Raw genomic sequence first — 26,101 nt, forward strand, 5'->3', positions numbered from 1 at the left:
CTTTTAGCTGCTGGCTGTTAGCTATTATTTTGATAAACAGAATTTTATGTGAAGAAAATGTTAATTTAACTTCAACCAACCACTCGAAATTTACTCGTCATTTCGCTAAAAAGCCGGAAGTAAAAAATGGAGCATTTGACCAACCACCTGACCGCCTTTCTCTCCTACGGCGCCCCTTTTGCTGCTTTCTGACTTCCAACGGCCAACAATTGCCAACCAAGTAGGCAGCCAAAAGTAAACGTACACTACTTGGTTGGCTGGCAAAGTACTATCAACCAGAATATAAGCTAACAGCCAATAGCTATTAGCTAACAGCTCATTACTCAAATGCCCCACCCTGCGCCGCTGCTGACCGCCGAGGAATTGGTGGTGGGCTATTCCCTGGCCAAGAAGACGCCCCGCCGGGTGGCCGGGCCCCTGCGCCTGGCCCTGCGGCCCGGCGAGCTGGTGTGCCTGCTGGGGCCCAACGGGGCCGGCAAAAGCACCTTGCTGCGCACGCTGGCCGGTTTGCAGCCCCCGCTAGCCGGCCGGCTCGAGCTGGGCGGCCGGCCGCTGGCCGGCCTGAGCGCCGCCGAACGCGCCCGCCGGCTCAGCGTCGTGCTCACCGACCGCGTGGACGCCGGCAACCTCGGCGTGCGCGCGCTGGTGCGCCTGGGCCGCCACCCGCACACCGGCTGGCTGGGCGGCCTCACGGCCCACGACGAAGCCCGGGTGCAGGCCGCCCTGGAAGCCACCGGCACCGAAGCTTTTGCCGACCGCCCGGTGGGCGAGGTGAGCGACGGCGAGCGCCAGAAGGTGCTGCTGGCCCGGGCCCTGGCCCAGGACACGCCCGTGGTGCTGCTCGACGAGCCCACCGCCCACCTCGACCTGCCCAACCGCGTGGCCCTCATGCGCCTGCTGCACCGGCTGGCCCGCCAAACCGGCAAGGCCATCCTGCTCTCGACCCACGAGCTGGACCTGGCCCTGCAAGCCGCCGACCGGGTGTGGCTGCTGCCCGCCGACGGGGCCCTGCGCACCGGCACGCCCGAGGACCTGGTGCTGAGCGGCGCGTTCGCGGCGGCATTCGCGCGGGAGGGGCTGGCTTTTGACGCGGCCACCGGCACGTTTGCCCTGCACGCGCCCACCGGCCCGGCGGTGCAGCTGGTGGGGGAGGGGGCCGCCGCGTTCTGGACGCGCCGGGCCCTGGAGCGCGCGGGCTTCGTGCCCACCGCCGGCCCCGCCGCCCTGCGCGTGCGGGTCCCCGCCGGCCCCGGCCTGGGGCCCTGGGAAAGCCAGGCCTTCGGCCAGCCCGCCCAAACCCACGCCACCGTGGCCGCGCTGCTGCACGCGCTGCGCGGCCTTGCTGAGAACCAACCCGTTGGCCTGCCAGTCGGCTGACTATGCTTTCAATTTTTTAATTATTTACTGAGCCTGCCTTTTTGAATCGATGAAAAAACAAATGCTGCCCCCCGCTGCCACCCCCCACCGCGCCGCTGGGCGCCTGCTGCTGGGTGCAGCGCTGCTGGCCGGCGCGGCCTCCGCGGCCCGGGCCCAGGCGGCGGCCCCGGCCGATACGCTGCAACGCCAACGCCTGAACGAGGTGGTGGTGACGGCCAACCGCGCCGCCACGCCCCGCCGCCAGGTGCCCCAGCAAATTCAGATCATCGGCCGGCAGGATATTCGGCAGACGCCGGCCGACGAGTTTACCGACGTGCTGAAAAAGAACGCCTCGGTGGACGTGGTGCAGTACCCCGGCCTGCTGGCGGGCGTGGGCATCCGCGGCTTCCGGCCCCAGACCGACGGCCTCAACCAGCGGGCCCTGCTGCTGGTGGACGGCCGCCCGGCCGGTACCAGCAACCTCGCCACCCTCGACCTGGGCGGCGTGGAGCGGGTGGAAATATTGAAGGGCCCCGCCTCCGCCCTCTACGGCCCGCAGGCGATGGGCGGCGTTGTGAACGTGATTACCCGGCAGTCGCGCGGCAAAATCCGCACCTCGCTCTTTGGCGAGTACGGGAGCTTCCAGACCGTGAAATTCGGCGGGGCCACGGGCGGTAATATTACCAAAAAGCTCGACTTTGACTTGTCGGGGGGCTTTTTCAATCGGGGAGAGGACTATAAGCTGGGCGGCAACGGCATCTTGCGCCGGGCGCTGGGGGCCACCAGCGCCACTAGGACCTACGTTTCCCAGGCCGGCACCGACAGCCTGGCCCGCACCGACGACGCCCGCTCCGACGGCCAGCGCCGCGCCTACACCAAAATGAAATACTACTCCGGGGCCCTGCGCCTGGGCTACCAGCTAAGCGCGAAATGGCGCGTGGACGTGCGCGGCGAGCTGTTCAACGCGCCCAGCGTGCAGGCCCCCAACGACTTGTTTTACGGCAACCTGGGCCCTTCGACCAAGGACATTGAGCGCGGCAACCTCGATTTGAGCGCCACCGGCAATTACAAGTACCACCAGCTGTTCGTGCGCGGTTACACGTCCAAAGAAACCAGCAACATCAACACCCTGGCCGATTACAACTATAACCCCGTGCCGCCCTACCGCTCCTACCAAAGCGAATACATATGGAAAGGGGTGCAGGCCAAGGACGTCATCAAGTTGGGCCGCCAGAGCCTTACCGTAGGCATCGACCACAACGAGGCCACCAGCAACTCGCAGGTGTTCAACCCCGACGGCACCAGCGGCCCGCCCTACAGCCCCAACTACGCGCTGACCACCACCGGCCTCTACGCCCAGGGCCAACTCAGCCTGCTGAGCGACAAGCTGGTGCTGACGCCGGGCCTGCGCTACGACTTCGTTACCTATAACGTGAAGCAGACCGATTTGCTCACTGATTTCACGCCGGGCAAAAAGACCAACCCGTTCTTCAGCCCCAGCCTGGGGGCCCAGCTCGCGGTGGTGGACGGCCTGCGGGCCCACGCCACCATCGGCCGCGCCTACGTGACGCCCGACGCTTTCAACGTGGCTGGCTTCTCGCGCAGCCTGAACCCGACCGCTGACTCGGTGGCCATCAGCCAGGGCAACGCCAACCTGAAAAACGAGAACAGCGTGACCTACGACGCCGGCCTGCGCTTCGATAAGCCCACCAGCGGCTTCTCGGCCGACGTCACGTTTTTCGCCACTCGGGTGAACGACCGCATCACCACCCGCACCGCCAACCCGGTGGGCGAAACCACTGCCGAAGGCTATGTCGTGGCCTCGCGCACCACCTACGTGAACGCCGATAACAGCCAAATCCGGGGCCTGGAGTCTGAATTCGGGTACGACTTTGGTGTGCTGGCCGACCGCCGCTACCTGCTGCGTGTATTCACCGGTGGCACCACCATTTACAAGGCCCAGGACGTAACCAATAATGTGAACGGTACGCGCACTGTGCGCGACATCTACAACGTGGCCCGGCTGAACGGCAACCTGGGCGTGGCCTTCGACAGCTACCGGGGCCTCAGCGCCCGCCTCGCCGCCCGCTACGTGGGCCGCCGCAAAGACACTGATTATACAGACTTTAACTACCCCGAAATCGAAACCCCGGAGTACATGACTATCGACTTCTCGGCTGGCTACACCGTGGCCAAATACCACACCTTCTCGCTGCTGGTGAGCAACCTGACCAACGAGAACTACTACGAGAAGCGCGGCTACAACCTGCCCGGCCGCAGCTTCTCGGGCCGCTACACCGTTGCGTTTTAAGAGAGATAATTGCTCCTGGTCTTAACCAGGCCGTCATGCTGAGCTTGCCGAAGCATGACGGCCTGATTTAATGTTAATGCCATTCGTAAAGTGTTAATTATTAGGTAACAAACACTCAATAAAACCCGCTTCTATTATGCTTACCTACATTTCCGGCGGGCAGCGCTCGGGCAAGAGCCGCTACGCCCAGGAGCTGGCCTTGCAGCTCAGCCCGCGCCCCGTGTACCTCGCCACCTCGCGGGCCTGGGACGACGACCACCGCCAGCGCATCGCCCGCCACGTGGCCGACCGCGACGACCGCTGGACCACCCTGGAGGAAGAAAAGTACCTGAGCCGCCTGGACCTGACCGGCCGCACCGTGGTGCTGGACTGCGTGACGCTCTGGCTCACCAACTTCTTCGCCGACACGAAATACGATGTTGAAACAACGTTGCAACAAGCCCGGGATGAGTTTGATAAATTAATGCAACGAGATTGCACCTTGCTGGTCGTCTCCAACGAAATCGGGATGGGCCTGCACGCGGCCACCGAAGCCGGCCGCAAGTTTGCCGACCTGCAAGGCTGGCTGAACCAGCACATTGCCCGGCGGGCCGACCGCGCCATCTTCATGGTGTCGGGCCTGCCGCTGGTGGTGAAGTAACTAAACTGATTAACCCGCCCCAAATAAACGATGAAAATCTACACCAAAACCGGCGACGTGGGCACCACCGGCCTCTTCGGGGGCCAGCGCGTGCCCAAGGACGACGTGCGCATCGAGTGCCTCGGCGACCTCGACGAGGCCAATTCGACCCTGGGCCTGCTGCGCGTGAAGCTGGGCCCCGAGCACGCCTGGCAGGCCCATCTGCACCGCATCCAGAAGGATTTGATGGACATGATGTCGCACCTGGCGCGGCCCTCCACCGTCCAAAAAATTAACTCCAACCCCATGCCGACCGACGGGGCACAGCTTTGCGAAACGTGGATCGACGAGCTGGAAAGCCGGATGACCTCGCCCTCCGACTACTTCCTGCTGCCGGGCGGCAACGAGATTTCGGCCCTGTGCCACGTGGTGCGCACCCAGGTGCGCCGCGGCGAGCGCCGCCTCGTGAGCCTGATGGCCCAGGACGCCGTGCACCCCGCCATCCCGGCCTACGTCAACCGCCTGTCGGACCTGTTCTTCACCCTGGCCCGCGCCGAGATGGACCAGGCCGGCGTGGTGGAGGAAAAATGGAAATTATTCATTTACAAGCGCTTCGGCAGCAGCCCCGCGCCCCAACCCGAAGCGCCCGCCGCCGAATGAACTGGAACATTGCCGCGCCCGACGGGGCCCTGGCCGCCGCCATCGGCCGTAAAATCGACACCAAAACCAAGCCCCTGGGGGCCCTGGGCCAGCTCGAAGCACTGGCCCGCCAAGTGGCCCTGGTGCAGCAAACCCTGGCCCCGGCCCTGCACCGGCCCCACGTGCTGGTGTTTGCCGCCGACCACGGCATTGCCCGGGCCGGCGTGAGCCAGTACCCGCCCGAGGTGACGCACCAGATGGTGCGCAACTTCGCGCAGGGCGGGGCCGCCATCAACGTGTTTTGCCGCCAGAACGGCCTGGGCCTGACCATCGTGGACGCCGGGGTGCGCGGCTCCTTCGCCGACCTGCCCGCCGTGCGCGACGAGAAAATCGCCGAAGGCACCCAAAACTTCGCCGAGGGCCCCGCCATGACTGCCGCGCAGTGCGCCGACGCCCTGGCCCGCGGCGCCCGCCTGGCCGACGAGCGGCACGCCGCCGGTGGCAACGTGCTGGGCGTGGGCGAGATGGGCATCGGCAACACGTCGGCGGCGGCCGTGCTGATGCACGTGCTCACGAACCGGCCGCTGGCCGCGTGCGTGGGCCGCGGCACCGGCCTCGACGCCACCGGCCTGGCCCGCAAATTGGCCGTGCTGACGCAAGCCGTGGGGGCCCACCCGGGCCTCGACGCGGCCGACCCGCTGGCGGTGCTGGCCACGTTCGGCGGCTTCGAAATTGCGCAGATGGCCGGGGCCCTGCTGCGGGCCGCCGAGCGCCGGATGCTGCTGCTCATCGACGGCTTCATTGCCTCGGCGGCGCTGCTGGTGGCGGCGCGGCTGGCCCCGGAAATCCTCGCGTACTGCGTGTTCTGCCACGAATCGGACGAGCAGGGGCACCGCCTGCTGCTGGCCGAGCTGGGCGGCCGGCCGCTGCTGCGCCTGGGCCTGCGCCTGGGCGAGGGCACGGGCTGCGCCCTGGCCTACCCACTGGTGCAGGCCGCCGTCGGTTTCCTGAATGAGATGGCCTCGTTCGAGAGCGCGGGCGTGAGCGGGGAGAAGGATTAGGGATGATGGATTAGGAACAATGAATCCTTTTAGGGTTTTTTGACGGTCCTGCTTCGCCTTTGCTCCGCTCCGCACGGTATTTCACACGATTTTTAAATTATTATCTAACAGTAGATTCCTCATCCTCAATCCCTCATCCCTAATCCAAAAACTCCATGCCCGATTCCTGGCCGCGCCGCCAGCTGCGCCTGCTGCTGACGGCCGTGATGTTTTACACCCGGCTGCCCGTGCCGCGCTGGGTGGGGCACACCGAGGGGCAGTTGAACCGGGCCACGGTGTATTTTCCGCTCATCGGCTGGCTGGTGGGCGGGGTGGCGGCGGGCGTGTACTGGGGCGCGGCGCAGCTGTGGCCGCCGCTGGTAGCGGTGCTGCTGAGCACTGGCGCGGGCGTACTGCTCACCGGGGCCTTCCACGAAGACGGGCTGGCCGACACCTGCGACGGCTTCGGCGGGGGCTGGACGCGGGAGCGCATCCTCGCCATCATGAAGGACAGCCGCGTGGGCACCTACGGCGTGGTGGGCCTGGGCCTGGTGCTGGCCACCAAAGTGGCGGCGCTGGCCGGGGCCGCCGGCCGGGGCCCCGGGGCCCTGCCGGTGTCGGCGCTGCTGCTCGTGGCGCACCCGCTGAGCCGGCTGGTGGCCGCCACCTTCGTGCGCACCCTGCCCTACGCCCGCGCCGACCTGGCCGACGGCAAGGCCAAACCCATCGCCCAAAGCCTGCCCCCCGGCCGGCTGGCCGCGGCCGCGCTGCCGGGGCTGCTGCCGCTGCTGGCCCTGGCGGCGTGGCAGCAGCGGCCGATGCTGCTGGCGGTGCTGGGGCCCCTGGCGGTGCTGCAAGTGGTGCTGGGCCGCTGGTTTAAAAAATGGCTGGGCGGCTACACCGGCGACTGCCTCGGGGCCGCCCAGCAGCTGGCCGAAGCCCTGATTTACTTGTTCTTGACTGCTCACCTGATATGATAATCCACCTCATTCGCCACACCGCCGTGGCGGCCCCCGGCATTTGCTACGGCCACCACGACGTGCCCCTGGCCGCCACCTTCGCGGCCGAAGCCGCGGCGCTGCAAGCCAAGCTGCCGCCCGCGCCGGCCGGCGGCTACCGGGCCTTCAGCAGCCCCGCCGCCCGCTGCCGGGCCCTGGCCGACGCCGTGGCCGGCGACTACGCCCTGGACGAGCGCCTGCGCGAAATGCACTTCGGAACCTGGGAAAACCGCGCCTGGGCCGACCTGCCGCGCACCGAAACCGAGCCCTGGATGACCGATTACGTGGCCCTGGCCCCCCCCGCCGGCGAAACCTTTGGGGCCCTGCAAGCCCGCGCCGTCGCTTTCCTGGCCGAGCTGGCCGCCGACGCCGGCCACGCCGGCCGGGGCCCCGTGCTGGTGTTCACCCACGGCGGCACCATCCGGGCGCTGCTCTGCCACTGCCTCGAAATGCCGCTGCGCAACGCCTTCCAGCTGCGCATCGACTACGCTTCGGTAACCAAAATTGAGCAGCAGCACGGCAAATGGAACGTGCTGGCGACGAACGGCTGAATCAATTTCGGGCCGACGTGCGCGGCGCGGCGCGAATCGCGGGATTTCACTAATAACTTGTGCCTCCAAACTTCTGGTTTTTAGCTAACCCCATGCACAAGCAGTTGCTGGCCCTCACCGGGGCTGTTTTTTTCGCGGCGGCGGCTTCGGCCCAGCCGCAGCCCGCCCTTACGGCCCAGGACTACGCCCGGGCCGAGCGCTTCCTGGGCCACAACACCCAGCCGCTGGTGGACGGCACCGCCGGCGAGCCCCACTGGCTGGCCTACGACCGCTTCTGGTACCGGGTGTCGACGGCGCAGGGCGGCGCGTTCGTCCTCGTGGACCCGGCCCGCAAAACCCGCACCGCCGCCTTCGACCAGGCCCGGCTGGCCGCGGCGCTGTCGGCGGCCAGCGGCAAGGCCTACGCGGCGGGCCGGCTGCCGTTCCGCAGCTTCGCGTTTTCGCCCGATGAGAAGGAGATTTCCTTCGGGGCGGACGGCAAAGCTTGGCGCTACGACCTGGCCAGCGGGCAGGTGCGGCCCGACGCCGCGCCGGCGGCCGCCCCCAGCCCCAACGCCGCCAACGAAGTCGTGTCGCCCGACGGTCGGCTGGCCGCCTACATCAAGGACTACAACCTGTGGGTGCGCGACACGAAAACCAACCAGCCAACCCCGCTCACCACCGACGGGGCCCCGAACTACGGCTACGCCACCGACAACGCCGGCTGGAGCACCAGCGACGCGCCCGTGCTGCGCTGGTCGCCGGACTCGCGCAAAATCGCCACTTTCCAGCAGGACCAGCGCCGGGTGAGCGACATGTACCTGGTGCCCACCGCCGTGGGCCGGCCGGCCCTGAAAACGTGGAAGTACCCGCTGCCCGGCGACCCGGACATCATCACCATCGAGCGGGTAATCGTGGAGGTGAGCCCGGCCCGGGTGGTGCGCCTGCAAATGGCCCCCGACCCGCACCGGGGCTCGCTCTCCGACGACGTTTCCAGCAGCGGCACGTTCGACGACGTGGACTGGAGCCCCGACGGCTCGCAGCTGGCGTTCGTGTCCACCTCGCGCGACCACAAGCAGGAGAAGTTTCGGGTGGCCGACGCGGCGACCGGGGCCGTGCGCGAGGTGTTCACGGAAACCGTGGCCACGCAGTACGAATCCGGCCAGCACGCCATCAACTGGTGCTACCTGCCCAAAACCAAGGAGGCCGTCTGGTACTCGGAGCGCGACAACTGGGGCCACCTTTACCTCTACGACGCCGCCAGCGGCCAGGTAAAGCAGCAGATTACCAAGGGTGATTTCGTGGTGACGCAGCTGCTGCGCGTGGACGAGCAGCGCCGGCAGCTGTACTTCATGGCCGACGGCCGCGAGCCGGGAAACCCCTACTTCAGCCACCTCTACCGCATCGGCCTGGACGGCAAGGGGCTGAAGCTGCTTACGCCCGAGGCCGGCAACCACCGGGTCGAGCTGTCGCCCTCGGGCCGCTACTTCGTCGATAATTACTCGCAACCCGACCGCCCGGGCGCGACCGTGCTGCGCAACCTGGACGGCCAGCTGGTGGTGGCGCTGGAGAAAACCGACATTTCCCGCCTCGCCGCCACCGGCTGGCGGGCCCCCACGCCCATCACCGTGAAGGACCAGGACGGGCGGGATGACCTCTACGGCCTGATGTTTACGCCCACGGCGCTGGACCCGGCCCGGAAGTACCCGGTCATCAACTACATCTACCCGGGGCCCCAGGGCGGGGGTGTGGGCAGCTGGTCGTTTGCCGCGGCGCGGGGCGACAACCAGGCGCTGGCCGAGCTGGGCTTTGTGGTCGTCGTCATCGAGGGCAGCTGCAACCCGCTGCGCTCCAAGAGCTTCCACGACGCCTGCTACGGCCACATGGAGGCCAACACCCTCGCCGACCAGGTGGCCGGCATGCGGCAGCTGGCCCAGCGCTACCCGTACATCGACCTGGAGCGGGCCGGCATCTGGGGGCACTCGGGCGGTGGCTACGCCACGGCGGCGGCCATGTTCCGCTACCCCGATTTCTTCAAGGTCGGTATCTCCGAGTCGGGCAACCACGAGAACCGCAACTACGAGGACGACTGGGGCGAGCGCTACATCGGCCTGCTCACGGCCAACGCCGACGGCACCACCAACTACGACGCCCAGGCCAACGCGCCCCTGGCCAAGAACCTCAAAGGCAAGCTGCTGCTGGCCCACGGCCTGATGGACAACAACGTGCCGTCGTCCAACACGATGCTGGTGGTCGAGGCATTGATTAAAGCCAACAAGAGCTTCGACCTGGTGGTGTTTCCGAACGCCGCCCACGGCTACGGGGCCTACTCGCCCTACATGATGCGCCGCCGTTGGGACTACTTCGTGCAAAACCTGGCCGGGGCCACCCCGCCGCCCAACTACCAGATGTCGCCCCGGCCCGACCCGCGCAACGCGGAGGAGTAGCGCAGGCGCGGGGCTCCGGGCCGAAAACGGCGCGGGCCCCCGCGGCCGCTACAGTTCCATGATGTCTTCGTTCCAGAGCGTGGGCTCGGCGGCGATGAACTCGCGCATCATCTCCACGCACTCCGGCAAGTCGAGGATGACGACCTCCACGCCGTGGCTTTCCAGAAATTCCTTCGACTCGCCGAACGTGCGGGCCTCGCCCACCACGACCTTGGGAATCTTGAACTGCACGATGGTGCCGGCGCACATGTAGCAGGGCATCAGCGTGGTATACAGCACGGTATCGCGGTAGGTGCGCTGGCGGCCGGCGTTCATCAGCGCGTCCATCTCGCCGTGCTTGATGGCGTTGTCCTCCTGCACGCGCTTGTTGCGGCCTCGGCTCACGAGCTGGCCGCCGCGCACCAGCACCGAGCCGATGGGGATGCCGCCCTGGGCCCGGCCCATCCGGGCCTCGTCGATGGCGGCTTGCATGAATTCGTCCATGTGGGTTGGGTGTTTTTTAGCAATCAATTGGTTGAGCGGCGCGGGGCCGCAAAGATGCGCCGCCGCGCCGTTCCATCGGTCGTCGCCCCCCCCCAACGCGGCCGCCACCGCGAAACGCGCACCCGGCTAAGGCAAGAAAAAAGCCCATTGCCCGGTCCTCAGCGCAGTTGCCGCAAAATTGTCTCGTCGGTGATTTTGTCGTCGTCCATCAGCAGCAGCGCTTTGCTGAGGATGATGGACAGCACGGCATCGCCCTCGAAGGGCAGGAACACGTCCGGGGCCCCGGGGCCCGCCGGAAGCCGGGCCGTGCGGTCGGGTACGATGCACAGGTACTGGTCGTTGGGCTCCATGAGGATGTTGCCGCTGCCGAGGTGAATCTTGTAGGTGCGCCGCTTGCCGCGCACCACCAGAAACCGGTCGCGGATTTCGCTCACCCGGCCGATTTTCAGGCGGGGCACGAGGCGCTCCAGGGCCCCCCGGCGGTTTTTGGCCACCTCGCCCAGCTCGCCGAAGCTGTAGCTTTCCCAATAGCCGCGGAACTGGGCCAGGCCGCCGTTGTCGCGCCACTGCGGGTCGTTGCCCACGCTGGCCACGCCCACGAACAGGTCCACGTCGCGCATCACTTCGGAGAACACCAGGGGCGGGATATCCGGCAGCGGCACGGGCTCCTCGTTCCGTACAAAACGTACCTGGTCGGTGCTCACGTAGTGCCAGATGCCGGTGTCGTTCCAGGCCCCATCGGCGTTCACCTCGCTCACCCAGAACTCGGCCCGCAGGCCGTGGGCGGGCAGGGCCAGCGTGGCCTGGTCCGACTCGTAGCCCTTGTCGTAGGCCCCCATCAGGCTGTATTTCCAGCCCCGCAGCTTGGCCAGCGAGTTGAACTGGTGCTGCTTGAGCACGTGCGCCGCCATGCGGTTGGAATAGGTGGCGGTGCGCTCCTCGGGCGGCGTGAGCAGGTACACCTCCCGAAACGCCTGCTTGAGCGGCTGGCGCAGCTGGGCCGCTTCGAGCCGCCCGCGCCAGGCCAGCACCGCCGCCGGGGCCAGCACCGGGTGCCAGAGCTGCAGCTCGGTGCCGGCCGCGGGGGCGGGCACGGGCTGGCCGTGGGCATCCTGCCACTGCCCGGCATCGGCCTGCCACAGCGCGTCCTGCGCCGTGCCATCGGCCCGGTGCAGCCGCCAGACGAGGTTGCGCGCCAGCTCGCCCATCAAGCCGTGCTGAAAGTAGTATTGCTCGAACCACGGCCACGCGATGCGGCGCTCCTCCACAAAGCTGCGGTCGAGGCGGTCGCGGAGGGCGGTGTACGTTTGCTGGGCCTGGGCCAGGGTGGTTTTTAGCTCTTTGAGCGCCGTCGCGTGGTTGGCTTTGAGGGCAGTAGGAACGGTTTTTAGGGCTTTGCCGCCCTTTTCCCAGTGCATTTCGGCCCTGCCGTCGGCCAGCGTCAGGGTGGCGGTGTACTCGTGGAAATCAATGACTGCCCGGCCGGCTTTCAGGCCAAAGTCGGGCATGGCCATGTCCTCGATTTCCAGCGGGCTCACGCCCAGCTCCTGCGAGGCCGCCTCAATGTGCCGGGTAATCAGCTCCTGGGTGTTGCTCTGCTTGATTTTGGGCCGCACCCGCGCCAGGGCCGACACGCCCGGCAGGCCGCATTGCGAAAGCACCAGCAGCGCGGCATTGCCCAGGCCCATTGCCAGCGGCCCTTTGCCGGGAATTTTGCGGTAGCACTTCACCGCCAGGTTGCCCAGCAGGTGCAGCAGGGCGGCATCGGCCAGGGGCTGCGCGGTCCACACCAGGCCCTTGGCCACCACGGCATTGGCCTCGACCAGGTAAACGTAGGACGTGTAGGTGTAGGTGCGCCCGCTCTCGTAGTTCACGGTGTTGGTTTCTTCCAGCACGGGCATGGCGGCCAGCAGCTCCAGCCACTGGCGGGCTTGCTGGCGCACAGCTTCTGGCCCCACGGCGGCAACGGCCGCGGCCAGCTCCTGGCGCAGCTTGGCGGTGGGCTGGCCGGCGTTGGCTTTTTGCCAGAGCTGGAGCAGGCGCAGCCAGCGGGCCGTAGCGGGCGCGGCCGGGGCCAGGCCGGCCACGAACCGGTTGAGCTGCTGGCCGAACGGGTCGCCGTCGGCAAACAGAACGGTGGGCAGGCTCCCGGCCCCGCCCACCAGGCTCAGAATTTCCTGCACCTTCAGCGAAACCTTGCCCACATCGCCGGATTGTCCGGTGGTATGCAGCAGCAAGTTGTTCAGCAAGTCCAGCATCGGGGGGCTAAGCGCCCCTTGTTTTTTGGCCAGGCGGCCCACCTGGGCCAGGGTGAGGCCCACCGGAAACGGCCAAAAATTTGGCGTAGCCGAAGCAGGCTGCGAAAAATCCAGCCCGTAAAGCGTGAACAGCCGCAGGTAGCCGGCTTCATCCAGGCCCAGGGTGCCCCGCATGAGCGCCCCCAGCAGGTCGCCGAGGTTGTACCGCACGCGGTAGTCATCGCCGCAGCGGTGCATCGCAAGGGCAATGGCAATGGCCAGCCGGCCCTGGTAAGCCGCCTCCTGGGTGCGCAACGCTTGGTAGGCCGGCAGGTCGGTGATTTTGGTGCTGTACGGCTTATTGAGAACCGCTGTGATAAGATTCTCCAGTACGGGCTTCATTTCAGTGGCCTCGGCGCTGGTTTCATCAAGCAGGCCGGCGGGCAAGGTGAAAACGGTGTTGGTGGGCATGGTCAGGCAAGGGTAAATGGCTTGAAATAAAGTGTTTGACAGCCGCGCTTCAACCGCCCACCAGCGGCGTGAGCTTGACGAAGCTGGCCGTGGCCCCCGCGCCGAGCCAGATTTCCTCGTCCAGGCTCTCGACCTGCCGGTCGTTCACGAGCACGAAAAACCCGTTTTGCTGAAACGCTTCGAGGGCCCGGTACACCTGCTTTTCGGCGTCGATGGCCTTGGCCGGGCGCAGGCGAAAGCCGTTGAGCACGCGCTCCGACTCGGTGGGCTGCACCAGCCCGTGGAAGGTGCCGGTCTGCCGGGCGTTGTAGGCGGCTACCTCGTCGTGCACGCGCCGGGCAATCAGCTCGCGCACGGTGAGCATCTCCTGGGCAATTTCCAGCGAAAGGCGGGTGAGGACCGCGCCGGTCGCGGTTTCGTCCTGAATGGTGAGGAGGGCCATGGGGGTGAATTAAAAATTATGAATTAAAAATTATGGATTAAAAATTATGGATTGAGCTGGGGAGGGGCCGCCTTATGCCAGTAGCCCGGTGGCTACTTTTTTAAGCGCGGGCGTGGCCTGCCACTCGCGCAGGCGGGCCTGCACGGCGGGCGGCACGGGCCGGCGGGTGCGGCCCACGAGGTCGGCGTAGGCCTCGAGCAGCTTGCGGGTGTTGCGCAGGGGCGCGGCGGGCAGCTCCGGCAGCAGGGCCTCCAGGGTTTGGCGCAGGGCGTCGTCGGTGGGCGTGTCGATGGCGCGGGCCTGGGCCAAATTGTCGCTCAGGCGCGGGATGGGCACGAAATCGGCCGCCAGCAGCTGCCCCAGGGCCTGGCCCAAGCGGGTGGGGTCCAGCCGGCGGGTGGGCACGGCCGCCAGCAGCACTTCCAGGGCCAGCGCCCGGCACACCGGGGCGTTGTTGGTGAGCCCGACGGCCAGCAGCAGCGCGGCCGCCTCATCGAAAGCCGGCCCTACAGTCAGCAGGCCGCGCAGGGCCTGGCTCAGCCCCTCGCGGGCCGAAGAATCGGGGGCGTCGCGGGTGGCAACCAGGCCCAGCAGGTGCCAGTGCAGCGGCGCGGGCAGCCGGGGCACCAGCGCTTCTAAAAACGGAAAATCGGCCACCAGCGGCGTGGTGTGGTGCCAGCGGTGGTACGCGTGGCCAGGCTTGAGGGCCGCGTGCAGCGAATACAGCAGCAGGCCGCTGGGGGCCGCGCCGGCCGGGGCCCCGGCGCTGGTGGCGGGTTCGATGCGCAGCTCGGTCCAGCGGTTGGTTACCTCAGGCTTGCCGGGTTTCCACTTCTCCACATAAGTGTTCGACTCGCGCACCAGCGCCCAGCGCGGCTGCCAGGGGCCCACCACGCCGGGGCAGGGGCCGGGCGTGAGGGCGGCCAGCGCCGGGAACTCGGCAGCCGGCTGCCGGGTGCGCGCCGCCACTGCCCACAGCCACGGCAGGGCCTCGGCCAGCGCGGCGGGCGTAGGGGCCGCCGCGGGCGGCAGCAGCTGCCCCAGCCGCTCGGTGAACTGCTTCAGCAGCGACTTACGGCCCGTGGCCGCCACCGGCAAGGGCCCGGGCGCGGCAGCCAGCAGCCAGCCCAACAGTTCGCGTAGGCCCTCGTGGTCCAGGGTGGGCAGCAGCGGGCGGGCCGCGTCCGCACCGGGGCTGGCGTAGGCCAAGCGGGCCAGGGCCACGGCCACATCGGCGGGCATGGGCTCTTCGCCGGCGGCCTGGTAGGCCAGCAGGCGCTGCACCAGCACCTCGGGGGCCAGCCAGTGCGGCGCGTGGGTGGGCGTGCTCAGCAGGGGCAGGGGCTGGCGCTGGCGCAGCAGCCGCTCGGCATGGGCTAGGCGCTGCTGCTCCACGGCCACCAGCGGGTCGGCCACGGAGTACGTTTCGCGCAGGCTCACGCGGGGCAGCAGGGGCGCGGCAAACCCATTGGCCCAGCTCAGCACCAGCGCCTGCGCCAGCCCCGCGTGGCCGTCGGGCAGCGACGGATTTTTGAGGATGGCCGCCTGCTCGGTGGCGGTTTTGTCCTTCAGGTACGGCAAAATCCGCTGCACGTAGGGCTGGAGCGCCGCCGCGTAGTCGGCCGGCCAGTGCCCTTGCAGGCGCAGCAGCCCGTCCACCCACCGTTCCAGGGCCCCGGGGTCGTCATGCTTTAGTACCTGCCCGGTCAGAAACAGCAGCTCGTGCCAGTCGGCCACCGGCGCGATGGCCGTGGCCGGCGAAATTTCGGGCTGGAAATCGGCCAGCGGCGCGTAGGCTTCGCCGGGTTCGGTAGGGGTGGCCGTTTCCTCGGCAGCCGCCAGCCAGGGGGCCACGAGGGCGCGGGCGGCTGGCCCCAGCAAGTCGGCGTAGTGGCGCAGGCTGTCGGTGGTTTCGGCGGTCTCTGCCGGGGTCAGGAGCGGCTTTTTGGCCTGGAGGAGGTCGGCCAGGCCCCGGGCGGCGCGTTCCTGCACGGCCCCGTCGGCGTGGGCCAGGGCGGCGGCGTACAGGCGGGCCAGCGTGGGGGCCTGGGCCGGATGCCGCTTCAGCAGCTTGCCAAACCCGCCCAGCAGCGTTTTAATCCCGGTTTTGAGGTCCTGCCGCGTCAGCAGTCCCTCGGCGTAGAGCAGCAGCGCATCGAGCCGGAAAGCGGGCTCCGTCCACAGATCCTTCAGCTGGTCGAGCGCAAAGTTGACCACCAGCGGCAGCGGGTGGGCCAGCAGCTCCGTCAGCTCAGCTTGCCGGGCCAGGCGCTCGGCCGGGGTGGGGCGCAGGGCCAGAAACAGCTCCTTAAACCACGTCAGCAGCGGCCGGCGGAAGTCGCGCCGCAGCGCCAGCAGGCAGCGGGTGAGGATGTCGGCGCGGTCGAGGTGGCCCGAGGCGGTGAGACGCAGGATAATCTCGCGCCATGTAACTCGTTGCCAGAGCTTGTGCTCCTGCGAGTGGGCCGAAATAGAATCCTGGTTAATATCAAAGTCAAAAAACAGCGGAACTGCGCGTTCAAAGAATACGGGGTTGTGGCTGATTTTTTCGTAAATGAGCGTTTCAAAAGAAGGCAGCTGCTCATGCGGCGTTAGCTGTTCAAAACGCTGTTGTAGCTCAGTGAGCCCAACTTGCTGCGTTTTGGTAAGCGTAACCCGAGTATTTTCATAGTTGTTAAGCTGTCGGAGCGTTGAAGCTTGCGCACCGTATTTAATTAGCTCGCTAATGGCTGATAGTGCGAGTAGCCGTGGCGTAGGAGTAATAAATCCAAGTCTTTCAAAGTCAAGCAAAACTTCAAAGTCAATGGGAGCAGAAAATCCGTTACTATTATTGTCCCCCAGCCAGTTTGCCAGCCAGCTAGGCTTGTGTAAAGCCAGAAGTTGCTTTACCAGTCCGAGTAATTCGTCGTGCGATAAAAACCCGCTTTCGCCATTAATAAATAACGTCGGGTTCAACATATACAGTTCGTTAGCAAACGGTGCGGCTAGGGCTTCTTTACTAGAATAGATTCTGAGAGCGGCCAAAAACAGCATTTGTAACTGCGCATTGGTGCCAGTGCGCCCCCAAGTGACGATGCCTAGCTGCCGGTGTTCGGTTAGCTCCCGATGTAGTTTCCTGCTTTTCTCGCGCACTGCCACAACATCCTTTGCCGTCAGTCCTAGTAAAAACGGCATTAACTCCACCACGCTCTGGTGCCGAATAATGTCCTCAAAATGGTCAGTGGCAGAAATTGCATTCATAAGGAAAAGGGGGCAACTTATTTCAGTGATTGGTTTAAATATCAGGACGAGGCACCCGCCTACAAAAACCGCAGCTGTACGGCCAGGATGTGCTTGCACGGCCCGCGCTGCCCCTGGTTGCCCGTGAACCACGGGCAGGTGCAGCGCGGCGCGTCGGCTCCGCCCACCACCACGGTGTGCCACACGTCGGTGCCGCGCACCCGCGCCTCGGTGCGCCCACCGGCCCCGAGGCCCACCAGCTGCACGTCGTCGGCGGCGTCGAGCAGGGCGCGGGCGTTTTTGAGGCGCGGGTTGAGCTTCAGGATGCGGTCGGCTTTGAAGGGCAGGCGGCGGTAGAAGTAGTGGTTTTCGGCCAGGTCGAAGCCCAGCAGGCCCATCGCCGAGAGGCTGGCGCAGAGCCGGGCCACGGTGGCGGGGGCCAGGTCGTGGGCCAGGCCAAACAAGGTCGGGTTGAAGGTTTCGTTGCCCCGAAACAGGTGGTTGGCCCCCGCCAGCCACCCGGCGGGCAACTCCTCCAGCAGCGTGTCGAGCTGGTTGCCCTCGCCCGAAAACCCCCGGTTCACCGCCGCCGACAGCGCCAGCACGAACTGCTGCCCGCCGCCCAGGGCCAGTACAAACGCGCTGGCCTGCCCGTCGGGGGTGGCAAACACGCGCACGCCCTCGCACAGCGGCAGCAGCCCGTCGAGCAGGCGCAGGCGGTGCACGCCGCCCACCCGCACCGCGCCCGCGCTGCCCACCGGCGCGAAGCTGGGCCGGGGCCCCCGCAGCACCAGGAAAAAGTCGCCCCGGGCCGTGCCCGCCGGAATGCTCTGCACCAGCTGCGCGGCCTGCACGCGGGTGAGGACCATTTTTTCCTCCATCTCGGCCAGGTAGCCCTGCACGGCGGTCAGGCCCTTGACCCAGCGTTCGGGCAGGGCCACCTTGCGCTCGGTGACGTGGCCGGCGGCGCGCTCCAGCGTCACGGCCTGCTGGCCCACGCGCAGGTGCACCGGCTCGCTGCGGGCAATGCGGCTGAGGGCGTTCACCATCGGCTCGTTGAAATCGACGTTGGTGGTGCCGCTGCTCAGGAACTCGCCGTCGAGGGCGGCCGGCCCCAGGTCGAGGCGGCCGTACACGCCGTTGCACGACGAAAACGCCTCGAACCGCAGCAGCCCCGCCCCGGCCGTCACAATGGGGTCGCGCAGGGCCGCGCTCTGTGGCACGAAGCGCGAGGCCACTATTTTGGCTAACGTAGTTAGCCCCCGCGCCGTTAGCCACGAGTCGCGCAGCTGGCCCTGGAAGAAGCAGGCCGCGCCCGCGCCCGGCGCGTATTCAGCGTAGGCGGCGAGTTGCAGCGCCGCGCCTTCCGGGGTGGCCGTCAGGGCCGATGGCTGGGCATAGGCGTAGGTAAGGTCTGGCATGACGAACGGAGGGGAGGAGGTTTTTGTTTAGCAAAGATGCGCAGCTGATTCGGTATTTACTAAAAATATTGGTAATAATTTTAGCATTTAGCAAAATCTACGGCATCTGATGGCTTGGGTAAAACCCGGCCTACCCCGCGCCGTCCACCAGGGGCCGGCTACGGTTGGTGCGTTGCTGGGCGGCTGCCCGGCCCGGTGCGCTCTGCCCAACGGCTGTAGCTCAAGGGCCCGGTGATGCCGGCCAGGGCTTGCGGGGCGTTGCGGGGCCCCAACTGCTCGGTGGGGCAGGGCAGCGGGCGGCCAGCGGCTCGTGCAGGGCCGCAACGGGCCGCCCCGGCCGGTGGCGGTAGCGGGCGCAGTTGCTGCGGGCCGTGGCGTGACGGGGAAATAGTAGCCGAGTGCCGGCTAAATAAGTAGTTCGGTGAAATTGATATAACGAAGCTGTTTAGGAAGTCGCTAAAACCAATGAGAACGTCATGCTGAGCGCAGCCGAAGCATCTCTACCGCTTCGCAGGAGCCGTTCAACGAAGCGGTAGAGGTGCTTCGGCTGCGCTCAGCATGACGTTCCATTCTACTTCCTAAACGGCTTCAACGTTTGAGGGCGGTGGTCTAAAACGGGGTGGTCCGGCGACTTTTTCCGTCGTCGGGCCACTCTGACCAGTACCCCGGAGCCGCTGTTCTTTCGTCAGAGTGGCCCGACGAAGCCCTTCGGGCAATTCGCCGGACCACCCCGTTTTGGACCACTGCCCGTTTTAGAACGTCTTGCTGGCTAACCAATTCGGCTCAATTACTCAAAACTCAGCGGGCGCAAATGCCCCGGTAGTCGCAAAACTCGCACTTGCTGAAGTCGTCGGTTTTGCGGATGGGCTCGGCCGGGTCGAGGATGCGGAGGACAATCCTGGTAATCAATTCCTGCGACACCTGCACGAAATCCTGGCCCTCGGCCGTCAGAAACGACAAATCGGCGGAGAGCAGGCCGGCGTCGAGGTTGCGCATCGAGGCGATGGCGGTGTTGGCGGTTTCGCGCTTTTCGGTGCTGGCCAGCATGAAGCGGTAGAGCCAGAGCTGGCGCACCTTGTCGGCGCTGCTACTGGCCTCGGTGAGCAGGCGCTCGGTGGCTTCGGCGGGGGTGAGGCGGTTGCGGTAGCCGGTCAGGTTGAGGTCGTTGGCTTCGACGAGGCCGGTTTTGTAGTCCACCACCCGCAGGCGGCCGTCGGGGAGCTGGTCCACGCGGTCGGCCATGCCGAAGAGGCGCACGGCCAGGGGCCCCGAGCCGGGCACGTCCACGAACACGGTGGCGGCCAGGGGTTTTTCAAGGCTGAAGAGGCGCAGCGGCAGGCCCTCGCGGGTGGGCAGGCCCTGGAGGTAGCGGGCCACGAGGCGGGTGGCCACCTGGCCGTACACGTGGTTGAGGCCCTCGTCGGGGCGGGCGTAGCGCTCGGTGTCGTCCTGGCGCAGGGCGCGGGCCACCTCGGCGGGCACCTGGGCGAGCAGGGCGGGCAGGTCGGCCTCGGTGAGGGGGCGGGCGTCCTGCTCGAAGGGGCGGAGCAGGTTCTCCAGCGCCGCGTGCACCATCGTGCCGAAGCTGCTGGCTTCCAGCGTTTCCTCCACTTCCTCGTTCTGGTGGAAGCGGGCCACTTTCGAAAAGTAAAACCGCAGCGAGCAGGCCAGGAAGTCGTTCAGGCGCGAGGGCGAGATGTTGCGCTCCAGCACGCCGCGCAGGGCCCCCAGCAGCTCGGCGTCTTTTTCCAGCACGAAGTCGCCGGCGTAGCTGGCCGCGGCTTCGGTGGCGTCGGGCACCGCCACGGTCAGGTTTTCCACCGTCAGCAGCGGGTTTTGGGGGCGCAGGTCGTTTTCGAGCTGGAGCAGGAAGCGGCTGCGCTCGCCGCTTTTGCTGCCCTCGGCGCCGGGCAGCACGTGCACCAGGTCCACGCGGCGGGCCCGTTGCAGCAGGCGCCAGAAGTTGTAGGCCGTGCCGGCCTCGGCGTCGATGTTGGTGGGCAAGCCGAATTCCTGGAGCACGTCGTAGGGAAACAGCGACTGCTGGCGCTTGGGCGCGGGCAGCACGCCCTCGTTGCAGCTCAGGATGATGACGTGGTCGAAGTCCAGGGCCCGGGTTTCGAGCAGGCCCATCACCTGCACGTCGGCCAGCGGCTCGCCGGCGAAGGGCAGGCGCGTGCGGCCCATCTGCTCGTACAAAAACCGCCGGAACGAGGCCACCGACAGGCGCTGCTCGCGGCAATCGAAGGCCGAATCGAGCTGCTTGACGAGCGTGTAAAACAGGAACAGGTACTCCGCGCCCAAGGGCGTTTCGTGGTCGGGGCTGGGCTTTTCGGCCGCGTACACTTGGTGCAGCAGGTCAATCAGTGCGTAGCAGGCCCGGATGATGTCGTCGCAGTTGTTCCAGGTTTGAAACAGGGCCGTGAGCAGCGGCTGGTGCTGGCCCAGGGCCAGCAGGTCGGCGGCGGGGAGCAGCACGGCGTTCAGGCGCACGATTTCGCGGCACACGTGGTCCAGGATGCCGTGATACTGCGTCTCCGGCTGCCGGTTCAGCCAGAGCTGGTAGCGGCGCAAAAAGGGGTGGGCCAGCAGCTTGCCCACCGCCAGGTGGTGGTAGCGGGGCACGCCGTAGCCGGTTTCGGCGCTGCCCTCGCGGATGCCGGTGAGGTGCACCTCGAACAGCAAATCGACCAGGTTGAAGAGCGGCGTGGCCTGGAAGCTCAGGCCCATCGTCACGTTGTAGGCGGGCACGGCGTCGGGCGGCAGGCCGTGCAACACGGGCAGCAGCAGGGTTTCGTCGGGCAGCACCACGGCCACGGTGGCGGCGGGGTAGTCGCGGCGGGCCTCGGCCAGGAGCTGGCCGGCCAGCTTGCCCTGCATGCTGGGGTTGGCCACGCCCAGCAGGCGCACGTGGTGGGCCTGGCCGCGCAGCCACTCGGTGCCGCCGCCCAGGGCCCCCAGCGGCAGGTCCCAGCGCTTGGCGTACTGGCGCAGGTGCTGGCCGGCGCGGTTGGGCGAGTCGGGGGCCAGGTAAAACGGGTCGCCGTCGAAGCGCAGCTCGGCGCGGCCGGCCCGGTAGAGCAGGCGGATGAGCTTCTCCTCGGCCTTCGACAAGTTGCCCAGGCCCACGAACACGTGCCGGGCCACGGCCGGGGCCCCCGGGTCGGCGTCCAGCGCCTCCAACCGCTTTTGCAGCTTCTTCACGGCCAGCCGGTAGGCCAGGCCGGGGTAGGCGAGGTGCTGGGCCAGCATGCGGCGCTTCAGCTCGCGGTACACCTTTTCGAGCTGGTCCCAGAAGCTGAACGCGCGGCCCGCCAGGCGGCTGCGCTCGGGCAGGGCCTCCAGGTTCCAGCGCTCCAGGGCTTTGGCCTGGCTCAGGTACTCGAACACCTTGCGCGGCCGGGCCAGGTTCTGGTCGAGGTTGGAGAAGTCGTTGAGCAGCAGGCTCGACCAGCCCACGAACCGGTCGAAGTTCAGGCCGGTGTCGTAGCCCCGCAGGATGTCGTAGAGCAGCAGCTGCAAAGCAATGGGCTCTTCGACCTGCACGCCGGCCAGCTCCACCATGTAGTCTTCCATGGCCGCCACGCGCGGGGCCCACAGGGCCTGGCCGGGCGGCAGGGCCAGGGCCAGCTCGTTTTTCAGGTATACCACGGCCCGGCGGGTGGGCACCACCACCACCAGGTCGGGCAACTCGTCGGTGGGGCCGGCCCCGTAGCGGTCCAGCAGGTGGCGGGCCGTTTCGGCCAGGAACGTGGGCGCGTGGGCGGGCGGGGCGAAAGAAGGTAGGGCGGCGGGCGCGGCGGCGGGCATCGGGAAGGCAGCTGGGAAGGGCCGGCAAGGTACGGCCGGGGCGGGGGGGGCGGGGCAGCGGCCGGCGCGGGCGTTCGGGGGCGCGGGGCGGCCAAACCGGGTATATTGGGCCCCACAGCCGGCCCGCCCCGAATGCGGCGGTCCTGGCGTTACCATCCCATGACGGCCCTGCCCCTGCCTTTTGCCCTTTCTGCCACCCGTGTTCCCGCGGCCCCGGCCCCGGCGGCGGCGTGACGACGACCCGGCTCCGCCACTGCCTGCTGGCCGAAGCCCTGGGCACGGCCGTGCTGCTGGCGTTCGGCACCGGCGCGGCCGTGGTCGACGAGCAAACCCACGCCCTGGGCCACGGCGGCGTGGCCGCCGCCTTCGGGCTGGTGGTGCTCGTTATCATCCAGGGCCTGGGGCCCACGAGCGGCGCCCACGTGAACCCGGCCGTAACCGTCGCCTTCTGGGCGGCGGGGCGGTTTCCGGGGCGGCGGGTGGGGCCCTACGTGGCGGCCCAGCTGGCGGGAGCCCTGCTCGGCAGCGGCCTGGTGCGGCTGGTGGCCGCCCCGGGCTCGCTGCTGGGGGCCACGCTGCCGGCGCACGGCCCCGGCCAGGCCCTGGGCCTGGAAATGTTTCTTTCCTTCTGGCTGATGCTGGTAATCTTGCGCGTGACGGCGGGGGCCTACGAACAGGGCCTGCTGGCCGGCCTCACCATCGGGGCCACCGTGTGGCTGGAGGCCCTGGTGGCCGGCCCCCTCTGCGGCGCGTCCATGAACCCGGCCCGCTCGCTGGGGCCCGCCCTGGTGGCCGGGCACCTGGCCGATGCGTGGCTGTACGTGCTGGGCCCCGTGGCCGGGATGCTGCTGGCCGTGGCGGCCGACCGCCTCTTGCAGCTCCGCACCGCCGTGGACCCCGCCGGAACCCCCGTTTCGGCCGGAGCCGGGGGGCCAGGCGCGGGCTAGCGGGTGGCCGGCCCCCGGCGGCGGTACTGCCAATGGGTAAGGTAACTCGCCGGCCGGCCCTACACCGCGTGCAGAATCACGCAGAGCGAAGCGGTCGAAATCACCAGCCACAGCAGCACGCCCAGCACGTAAGGCTTCGCGCCCACCGACCGCACCACGCGGGCCGACAGCCCGGCCCCGATGAAAAACAGCGTCACGGTGAGGCCGATTTTGGCCAGGTGCGTTAGCAGGGGCCCCAGGGGCTGGGCGGCGGGCACGAAGGTGTTGACCAGCATGGCCAGGATGAAGCCGAAGATGAAGTACGGAATCTTGATTTTAACGCCTTTCTGCTTGAAAAGCATGGCCGTGCCGATGGCCACCGGAATAATCCACAGGGCCCGGGCCAGCTTCACGGTGGTGGCCACTTCCAGGGCCTGGTTGCCGTAGGCCGCCGCCGCGCCCACCACCGACGAGGTGTCGTGGATGGCAATGGCGCACCAGAGCCCGAACTGGTTTTGCGTCATGTGCAGGGCGTGGCCGATGGGCGGGAAGGCAAACAGCGCAATGGCGTTCAGTACGAACACCGTGCCCAGGGCCGCCGACACCTCCTCGTCTTTGGCCCGCAGCACCGGCCCGATGGCCGCGATGGCCGAGCCGCCGCAGATGGCGGTGCCGCACGAAATCAGGTGCACCACGTGGCGGCCCAGGCCCAGCCACCGGCCCGCGAAGTAGCCCAGGACGAGGGTGCCAAAAATGGACACGACCGTGAACAGAATGCCTTCCCTGCCGGCCTGCACGGCGGCGTGGGCGTTCATGCCAAAGCCCAGGCCGACGACCGAGCATTGCAGCAGCTTGGCCGTCAGGTTTTTGGTTTGGCCCGGAAACGGGTTGCCGACCGTCTGGGCCAATACCAGCCCAAGGGCCAGGGCAATGGGCGGCGAGGCCCGGGGCGTGAGGCAGAACACCAGCAACAGCCCGAACGCGACCTGGCGCAGGGTAAAATCCCGTCCGAAAACCACGCGGGGGGTGTGCAGAAGCCGGAAGAAGCCGGCGGTGCCGTCCATTGCCGGGGCGGCATCAGCAACTGGGCGGGTCGAAGTTTCGGGGGACGGGAGCGGCCCGGTTTTGGCGGCGGGTGCCGCTGGCGCAGTCGGGCGCTTGGGAGCGGCGGGATGGGTGAGCAGGGCCATTTAACCAAGTGATTATTTCTTGGTCAAAGGTACGGAAGGGGTAAGCCCAGGGGTAATCCAAAATAGTTATTCCAAATTACCTGAGGTTATGCAACGGATTTTGAAGGCCCATAATCCTAGGCGCTGACCACCCAAAGTACCGCTACCCGGCGGCCCTGAATTGGCTTTGGCCGAAGGCCAGAAACCGCTGCGCCGGGCGCGGCAGCGGCTGTCCCTGTACCCACACCGCCTCGAACTGCCGGGGCAGGTGCAGGCCCTCGATGGGCACAATTTCGAGCCGCCCGGCGGCCAGTTCCCGCGCCAGGGCCCGCCGCGACACGAAGCCCAGCGCCTCGGGGGCCGCTTCCAGGTAGCCCTTGATGGCCTCGGTGTTGTCGAAGTAAAACGCCACGGGCAGGCCCCCGAGCTTGATTTTCAGCTCGCGCAGCGCAAATTCCAACACTTCCAGCGTGCCCGAGCCCCGTTCGCGCAGCACCAGCGGGTGGGCCAGGGCCTCGGCCAGCGGCAGGGGCGCGGGCGGGGGCCCGGCGGGGGTGGCGCGGCGCACGGCCACCAGTTCGTCGGGCAACAGCAGCTCGTAGTGCAGGTCGCGGTTTTTGGAGCGGCCCTCCACAAAGCCCAAATCCAGCTCGCCGCGCAGCAGCGCTTCGGCAACGCGCTCGGAATTGGCGTTCAGCAGCGTGGGCTGCACCTGCGGGTAGCGGGCCTGAAACGCGGGCAGCAGCCCCGGCAGCACGTACTGGCTGAGGGTGGTGCTGGCCCCCAGGCGCAGGCGGCCCGCGGCCTCGTCGGGGTCGCGCAGGGCCAGGAGCTGGTCGTTGAGCTGCTGCTCGGCGGCAGCCACGGCCCCGGCGTGGGCCAGCAGCAGGCGGCCGGCCTCGGTGAGGGCCACGCGGTTGCCGCGCCGCGCCAGCAGGCGCTGGCCGTACTGCTTCTCCAGCTCATGGATGTGCTTGGTGACGGCCGGCTGCGTAACGAACAGCTCCTGGGCCGCTTTGGTGAAGCTGAGGTGGCCGGCCACGGCCTGGAACACGCGAAGGCGGAAATCGGACATGAAGCAAAGTACGGGGCCGTTTGCTTAGCCCCGGCCCCGGCTTTGGCCAGCGGCCGGCTCCGCTCAGGGGCGCTGGGCCACCAGCTTCACCAGGCGCAGGTTCTTTTTGGTGAAATCGGCCACGCCCATGGGTTCCTCGTAGCGCACAATTTTCAGGCCGGCCCCGCCGTAGAGCTTGGGTAGCTCGTTGGTGTTGAAAAACACGCGGTAGTCGCCGCCCACCACCTGGAGCTGGCTGGTAGCGTCCATGTGAAACGCTTCGATAACCACCAGGCCGCCGGGTTTCAGGGCCCGGGCCACGCGCTCGGCGTAGTCACGGCCCCCGGCGTAGCTCAGCACGATGAGGTCCCATTTGCTGGTGCCCCAGTCGTAGGTGGCCATGTCGTGCACCTCGGTCGTCAGCGGCACGCCCAGCCGCTGGGCCCGGCGCTGGGCGTAGGCCAGCGCTTTTTCGGCCACGTCCACGCCCGTCACCCGCCAGCCCTGCTGCGCCAGGTAAATGGCGTTGCGGCCCTCGCCCATGTCGGCGTCGAGGGCGGTGCCGGGCGGGCGGCCCCGCACGGTTTCCACCAGCAGGGCGTTGGGGGCCGGGTTCAGCACCTGGGCGCGGGCCAGCGAGTCGGTGAGCAGGTAGTTCCAGCGCTGGCGCGTGCGCTCGGCCATCTGGCGGTCGTAGTCGGCTTTTTCGGCGGCGCTGGCCCCGGGGCGCAGCACGGGCTGGGGCCCCAGGCCCGGCACGGGGGGCAGGTTCAGCTTGGGGGCGTCGGCGGGCTGCTGGGCCCGCGCCGATGCGGCCGCCAGCGCCAGGAAAACCAGCGTGGCGAAGAGGAAGGTAGGAGCCATGGGCAAGGGGTAAGAAGAATTAATATAAAGTAAAATTAATATTATATATTAAGCAAACAAATCCA

Annotated in this window: 18 protein-coding genes; 9 read left to right on the forward strand and 9 right to left on the reverse strand. The window is 67.4% G+C overall.

Annotation, left to right across the window (positions count from 1 at the left end; genetic code table 11):
- The first annotated feature begins 327 nt into the window (after positions 1–327).
- The 8 genes from HNP98_RS02075 (at position 328) to HNP98_RS02110 (ending at position 9,940) form a co-directional block, all read left to right on the forward strand.
- The gene (locus HNP98_RS02075) at positions 328–1,377 is read left to right on the forward strand and encodes an ABC transporter ATP-binding protein (RefSeq protein ID WP_173808395.1); all 1,050 of its coding nucleotides are present in this window, start codon (positions 328–330) and stop codon (positions 1,375–1,377) included.
- A gap of 49 nt (positions 1,378–1,426) precedes the next feature.
- On the forward strand, positions 1,427–3,667 hold the full coding sequence (locus HNP98_RS02080; RefSeq protein ID WP_173808396.1) for a TonB-dependent receptor: 2,241 nt from the start codon (positions 1,427–1,429) through the stop codon (positions 3,665–3,667).
- Between the two features lie 136 nt (positions 3,668–3,803).
- Positions 3,804–4,307, forward strand: a complete 504-nt coding sequence (locus HNP98_RS02085) for a bifunctional adenosylcobinamide kinase/adenosylcobinamide-phosphate guanylyltransferase (RefSeq protein ID WP_173808397.1) — start codon at positions 3,804–3,806, stop codon at positions 4,305–4,307.
- A 30-nt stretch (positions 4,308–4,337) separates the two neighbouring features.
- Complete coding sequence (locus tag HNP98_RS02090; RefSeq protein WP_173808398.1) at positions 4,338–4,946, forward strand: cob(I)yrinic acid a,c-diamide adenosyltransferase; 609 nt, start codon at positions 4,338–4,340, stop codon at positions 4,944–4,946.
- The gene (cobT, locus tag HNP98_RS02095; protein ID WP_173808399.1) at positions 4,943–5,986 is read left to right on the forward strand and encodes a nicotinate-nucleotide--dimethylbenzimidazole phosphoribosyltransferase; all 1,044 of its coding nucleotides are present in this window, start codon (positions 4,943–4,945) and stop codon (positions 5,984–5,986) included. Before HNP98_RS02090 ends, cobT begins: the two co-directional genes overlap by 4 nt.
- Before the next feature lie 155 nt (positions 5,987–6,141).
- Positions 6,142–6,942 (forward strand): adenosylcobinamide-GDP ribazoletransferase, encoded by an 801-nt coding sequence (locus tag HNP98_RS02100; RefSeq protein WP_173808400.1) that lies wholly within the window; start codon positions 6,142–6,144, stop codon positions 6,940–6,942.
- The gene (locus HNP98_RS02105) at positions 6,939–7,514 is read left to right on the forward strand and encodes a histidine phosphatase family protein (RefSeq protein WP_173808401.1); all 576 of its coding nucleotides are present in this window, start codon (positions 6,939–6,941) and stop codon (positions 7,512–7,514) included. The genes HNP98_RS02100 and HNP98_RS02105 overlap by 4 nt, the downstream gene beginning before the upstream one ends.
- 92 nt (positions 7,515–7,606) lie before the next feature.
- On the forward strand, positions 7,607–9,940 hold the full coding sequence (locus HNP98_RS02110; protein WP_173808402.1) for a S9 family peptidase: 2,334 nt from the start codon (positions 7,607–7,609) through the stop codon (positions 9,938–9,940).
- Between the two features lie 48 nt (positions 9,941–9,988).
- On the opposite strand, the gene HNP98_RS02115 is transcribed toward HNP98_RS02110, so the two are convergent.
- The 6 genes from HNP98_RS02115 to HNP98_RS02140 form a co-directional block, all read right to left on the reverse strand.
- Positions 9,989–10,423, reverse strand: coding sequence for a nucleoside deaminase (locus HNP98_RS02115; protein WP_173808403.1), 435 nt, complete (start codon positions 10,421–10,423; stop codon positions 9,989–9,991).
- Between the two features lie 158 nt (positions 10,424–10,581).
- Positions 10,582–13,131, reverse strand: a complete 2,550-nt coding sequence (locus HNP98_RS02120; protein ID WP_173808404.1) for a DUF4132 domain-containing protein — start codon at positions 13,129–13,131, stop codon at positions 10,582–10,584.
- 49 nt (positions 13,132–13,180) lie between these two features.
- Positions 13,181–13,573 (reverse strand): hypothetical protein, encoded by a 393-nt coding sequence (locus HNP98_RS02125; RefSeq protein ID WP_173808405.1) that lies wholly within the window; start codon positions 13,571–13,573, stop codon positions 13,181–13,183.
- 72 nt (positions 13,574–13,645) lie between these two features.
- On the reverse strand, positions 13,646–16,813 hold the full coding sequence (locus HNP98_RS02130) for a DUF6493 family protein (protein ID WP_262889076.1): 3,168 nt from the start codon (positions 16,811–16,813) through the stop codon (positions 13,646–13,648).
- 59 nt (positions 16,814–16,872) lie between these two features.
- Positions 16,873–18,213: an SWIM zinc finger family protein gene (locus HNP98_RS02135; protein WP_173808407.1), complete on the reverse strand. Its 1,341-nt coding sequence runs from the start codon at positions 18,211–18,213 to the stop codon at positions 16,873–16,875.
- 798 nt (positions 18,214–19,011) lie between these two features.
- Complete coding sequence (locus HNP98_RS02140) at positions 19,012–22,023, reverse strand: PD-(D/E)XK nuclease family protein (RefSeq protein ID WP_173808408.1); 3,012 nt, start codon at positions 22,021–22,023, stop codon at positions 19,012–19,014.
- 230 nt (positions 22,024–22,253) lie between these two features.
- On the opposite strand from HNP98_RS02140, the gene HNP98_RS02145 reads away from it, so the two are divergent.
- Complete coding sequence (locus HNP98_RS02145) at positions 22,254–22,970, forward strand: MIP/aquaporin family protein (protein ID WP_173808409.1); 717 nt, start codon at positions 22,254–22,256, stop codon at positions 22,968–22,970.
- A 59-nt stretch (positions 22,971–23,029) separates the two neighbouring features.
- On the opposite strand, the gene HNP98_RS02150 is transcribed toward HNP98_RS02145, so the two are convergent.
- From HNP98_RS02150 to HNP98_RS02160, 3 genes are all read right to left on the reverse strand, one after another.
- Positions 23,030–24,013: a YeiH family protein gene (locus HNP98_RS02150; RefSeq protein WP_173808410.1), complete on the reverse strand. Its 984-nt coding sequence runs from the start codon at positions 24,011–24,013 to the stop codon at positions 23,030–23,032.
- Positions 24,014–24,281: 268 nt separating this feature from the next.
- Positions 24,282–25,193, reverse strand: coding sequence for a LysR substrate-binding domain-containing protein (locus HNP98_RS02155; RefSeq protein ID WP_173808411.1), 912 nt, complete (start codon positions 25,191–25,193; stop codon positions 24,282–24,284).
- 63 nt (positions 25,194–25,256) lie between these two features.
- The gene (locus tag HNP98_RS02160) at positions 25,257–26,036 is read right to left on the reverse strand and encodes a class I SAM-dependent methyltransferase (protein ID WP_173808412.1); all 780 of its coding nucleotides are present in this window, start codon (positions 26,034–26,036) and stop codon (positions 25,257–25,259) included.
- Positions 26,037–26,101: the final 65 nt, after the last annotated feature.

Origin of the sequence: Hymenobacter caeli (genome assembly GCF_013294115.1) — a bacterium.
In the GTDB taxonomy this organism is placed as follows: Bacteria; Bacteroidota; Bacteroidia; order Cytophagales; family Hymenobacteraceae; genus Hymenobacter; species Hymenobacter caeli.

Excerpts from the sequence above, each read along its gene's own strand:
- HNP98_RS02155 (WP_173808411.1), bottom strand. The coding sequence starts at position 25,193 with ATGTCCGATTTCCGCCTTCGCGTGTTCCAGGCCGTGGCCGGCCACCTC.
- HNP98_RS02115 (WP_173808403.1), bottom strand. The coding sequence starts at position 10,423 with ATGGACGAATTCATGCAAGCCGCCATCGACGAGGCCCGGATGGGCCGG.
- HNP98_RS02090 (WP_173808398.1), top strand. The coding sequence starts at position 4,338 with ATGAAAATCTACACCAAAACCGGCGACGTGGGCACCACCGGCCTCTTC.
- cobT (WP_173808399.1), top strand. The coding sequence starts at position 4,943 with ATGAACTGGAACATTGCCGCGCCCGACGGGGCCCTGGCCGCCGCCATC.
- HNP98_RS02160 (WP_173808412.1), bottom strand. The coding sequence starts at position 26,036 with ATGGCTCCTACCTTCCTCTTCGCCACGCTGGTTTTCCTGGCGCTGGCG.
- HNP98_RS02080 (WP_173808396.1), top strand. The coding sequence starts at position 1,427 with ATGAAAAAACAAATGCTGCCCCCCGCTGCCACCCCCCACCGCGCCGCT.
- HNP98_RS02075 (WP_173808395.1), top strand. The coding sequence starts at position 328 with ATGCCCCACCCTGCGCCGCTGCTGACCGCCGAGGAATTGGTGGTGGGC.
- HNP98_RS02130 (WP_262889076.1), bottom strand. The coding sequence starts at position 16,813 with ATGAATGCAATTTCTGCCACTGACCATTTTGAGGACATTATTCGGCAC.
- HNP98_RS02100 (WP_173808400.1), top strand. The coding sequence starts at position 6,142 with ATGCCCGATTCCTGGCCGCGCCGCCAGCTGCGCCTGCTGCTGACGGCC.
- HNP98_RS02140 (WP_173808408.1), bottom strand. The coding sequence starts at position 22,023 with ATGCCCGCCGCCGCGCCCGCCGCCCTACCTTCTTTCGCCCCGCCCGCC.
- HNP98_RS02120 (WP_173808404.1), bottom strand. The coding sequence starts at position 13,131 with ATGCCCACCAACACCGTTTTCACCTTGCCCGCCGGCCTGCTTGATGAA.
- HNP98_RS02105 (WP_173808401.1), top strand. The coding sequence starts at position 6,939 with ATGATAATCCACCTCATTCGCCACACCGCCGTGGCGGCCCCCGGCATT.
- HNP98_RS02135 (WP_173808407.1), bottom strand. The coding sequence starts at position 18,213 with ATGCCAGACCTTACCTACGCCTATGCCCAGCCATCGGCCCTGACGGCC.
- HNP98_RS02125 (WP_173808405.1), bottom strand. The coding sequence starts at position 13,573 with ATGGCCCTCCTCACCATTCAGGACGAAACCGCGACCGGCGCGGTCCTC.
- HNP98_RS02110 (WP_173808402.1), top strand. The coding sequence starts at position 7,607 with ATGCACAAGCAGTTGCTGGCCCTCACCGGGGCTGTTTTTTTCGCGGCG.
- HNP98_RS02085 (WP_173808397.1), top strand. The coding sequence starts at position 3,804 with ATGCTTACCTACATTTCCGGCGGGCAGCGCTCGGGCAAGAGCCGCTAC.
- HNP98_RS02150 (WP_173808410.1), bottom strand. The coding sequence starts at position 24,013 with ATGGACGGCACCGCCGGCTTCTTCCGGCTTCTGCACACCCCCCGCGTG.